This is a genomic window from Draconibacterium mangrovi (assembly GCF_010586825.1).
GTDB classification, from domain to species: Bacteria; Bacteroidota; Bacteroidia; order Bacteroidales; family Prolixibacteraceae; genus Draconibacterium; species Draconibacterium mangrovi.
In genome coordinates, this window is the sequence record NZ_JAAAGB010000022.1 from 1 (window position 1) to 1,537 (window position 1,537).

2 protein-coding genes are annotated in these 1,537 nt (G+C 44.4%); both read left to right on the plus strand.

Translation table 11 applies throughout. The features are described 5' to 3' along the window. On the plus strand, positions 1–306 hold a 306-nt coding region (locus tag G4420_RS23185; protein ID WP_163326332.1), incomplete at its 5' end, for a 3-keto-disaccharide hydrolase. Between the two features lie 47 nt (positions 307–353). Beyond that, positions 354–1,537 (plus strand): Gfo/Idh/MocA family protein (locus G4420_RS23190; RefSeq protein WP_163326333.1); only part of this gene is annotated, 1,184 nt, incomplete at its 3' end.

The following is a 1,537-nucleotide window of genomic DNA, read 5'->3' on the forward strand; positions in this document are numbered from 1 at the left end:
CTTTACGATCTGATTCCGGCCAACGGAAAGTTTTATGATCCAAATCTCCAGCAGAAACGATTTAACGGCATAAACAGCTGGAACCGCGCACGGGTTGAAGTAAAAGGCAATCATGTAACGCATTATCTGAATGGAATAAAAGTAGTTGAATACGAACGCAATACCCAGCAGTGGCAGGCGCTGGTAAACTACAGCAAATACCAGCAATGGGAAAATTTCGGAAATTTTGAAGAAGGCCATATTCTTCTGCAGGACCATGGCGACAAGGTGCAGTTCAGAAATATAAAAATTAAAGAACTGGATTAATTTAAACTAAACTATAGCACAAAATTTTAATCTTAAATCGACTAAAAATGCAAACAAACAGAAGAAAATTTATACGCAATTCGATGCTCGGAATCGGGGCAGTTACTATTGTTCCAAGCCATGTTGTATTTGGCAAACCGGGCCGTGTAATGCCCAACGATAAAGTGAACCTGGCTTTTTGTGGAATCGGAAACCGGGGAGGACAAATTCTAAGATCGTTTATGAATACCGGAATGGTAAATAACGTTGCCATGTGCGATACCGATATGGGAGCCAAACATACGCTGGCCTCCATCGAAGCCAATCCAAACGCAACACAGTTTCAGGATTTCCGTGTAATGTTCGATAAGGCAGCGAAGTCGTTTGATGCGGTTGTGGTTGGAACACCTGATTTTTCGCATTTCCCGATCACCATCCTGGCTATGTCGATGGGTAAAGGTGTCTATACCGAAAAACCACTGACACGTACTTTCCAGGAATCGGAATTACTAATGAAGGCAGCCAAAAAGTATGGAGTAGTAACGCAAATGGGTAACCAGGGGCATTCGGAAGGCAACTATTTCCAATTTAAAACCTGGGTAGAGAACGGCATTATAAAAGACGTAACCAAAGTAGTGGCACACATGAACAGTGCCCGCAGATGGCATGGCTGGGACACCGGCATGACTTCATTCCCAAAAGCTGAACCAATTCCTGAAACCCTGGATTGGGATACCTGGCTGGGCACGGCACAGCACCACGATTACAACAAAGATTTTATAAACGGACAATGGCGTTGCTGGTACGATTTCGGTATGGGAGCATTGGGCGACTGGGGTGCTCATATCATCGATACCGTTCACGAATTTTTGGATCTGGGTTTGCCTTACGAGGTTGATCCGGTAAAAATAGAAGGTCACAATCCGCTTTTTTACCCGCAGTCTACCACCCTCGATTTTAAATTCCCGAAACGGAAAGGCATGCCGGCGCTTACCATCAGTTGGTACGACGGTGTAAACAATCAACCCGAACTGCCCGAGAATTATGGTAAATCGGAACTGGCAGAAGGAATTCCTGCAGCAAGTACAGGTCAGATCGAAACACGAAAATTGAATCCTGGGAAAATCATTTACAGCAAAGATCTGGTGTTTAAAGGAGGCTCGCACGGAAGTACTTTATCGATACTGCCGTCGAAAAAGGCAGAAAAAGTGAAACAAAACCTACCGGAAGTTCCCAAAAGTCCATCCAGTCA